Annotated in this window: 1 protein-coding gene; it reads right to left on the bottom strand. The window is 68.9% G+C overall.

The genetic code is table 11. The features are described from left to right. Positions 1–7: 7 nt before the first annotated feature. The coding region (locus ABTY56_RS38665; protein ID WP_350634380.1) for a diguanylate cyclase domain-containing protein at positions 8–1,307 on the bottom strand (1,300 nt) is incomplete at its 5' end.

The following is a 1,307-nucleotide window of genomic DNA, read 5'->3' as shown; positions in this document are numbered from 1 at the left end:
AAGGTGATCATGGCCGCGGCCTCCTCCGGCCCCGCCGAGGGCAGAACGCGAGCCAGGATCGGCCGAGGAGCGGCTGGATGTCGTCGATCTCCATCAACGCCTGACCGCCGGCGCTCATGAACAGGAGGTCGCCCTCCGGATCGACGAGGGTCACACAGTCCGTGCTGCTCTGGAGAAGGCCGCGGAAGAGCGCGTCGAACACACCATGCTCGGGCTGATCCGGGCGTGCGAGGTCCGTCGTCGGATCGAGAGCTTTCTCTTCCGCGGGTCTGGGAGGCCCAGCCTCCTCGGTCCCGGAGAGGTGATAGCCGCCCCGCCCGGCGGCCTTGGCGCGATAGAGCGCCTGATCCGCGAGCCAAAACAGGCGGTCGGGGTCGAGCCCATCGTCCGGCGCGCGCGCGATTCCGATGCTGAGGCCGATGCGCGCCGGATAGCCGCCGAGATCGACCGGCGCTGCGACCGCCGCGAGGAGCCGCTCGGCCAGTGCGCCCGCTTTCTCGACGCAGCCCGTACCGGTCTGGATGATGACGAACTCATCGCCCCCAAGGCGTGCCACCATATCCTCGGCGCGCACGACGCCTTTCAGCCGCTGCGCCACCGCGCACAGCACGCTGTCGCCGGCCTGGTGGCCGAGGGTGTCGTTGACCGGCTTGAACTGATCCAGGTCGAGGCAGAACAGCGCGAAGCCACCGCCGCGCTTGACCCGCGCGATCTCCCGCGCAAGCTGCTCGCGGAAGACGAGCCGGTTCGGGAGACCCGTGAGCGAGTCGTGACGCGCCATATGCGTCATTTGCCGCTCGGCCTCCTTGCGCTGCGAGATGTCTCGGATCACGGCGACGTAGCCGTCCGATGCGCCCGTCGCCGGGTCGGTGGTGAGATCGAACGAGACCTCGACCCAGACCCACGCGCCATCCTTGCGGCGGTACCTTTGCTGGCTGACGGCTTGCTTGAGCGTGCCGCGTCCCACCTGTTTGAGCAGGCGCGCGAAGGCTCTGGCGTCCTCCGGATGGACGGAGTCGATCGGCTTCGTGCCGACGAGTTCCTCCGGCTCGAAGCCGAGCAGCCGCTTTGCTGCGGGCGACACGTAGCGGCGCGTCCCATCGAGGTCGCAGCGGACGATCACATCGGTCGTGTTGTCGGCCAGCAGCCGGTACAAGGCTGCACTCTCACGAGCCTCGCGCTGGGCTCTGCTCATGCGCAGCAAGGTGACGGCGATCTGCGCCAAGCTCCGAAGCTGGCCCTGCTGCTCGGCCGAGAACGTGCGTGGCACCCGGCCACCGAGCTGCCGCCGGACGACCTGGTCACCA

Source organism: Kitasatospora sp. NPDC097691, from assembly GCF_040302665.1.
In the GTDB taxonomy this organism is placed as follows: Bacteria; Actinomycetota; Actinomycetes; order Streptomycetales; family Streptomycetaceae; genus Kitasatospora.
Note: the sequence above shows the minus strand (reverse complement) of the source record. Positions and strands in the feature narration are given on the sequence as shown.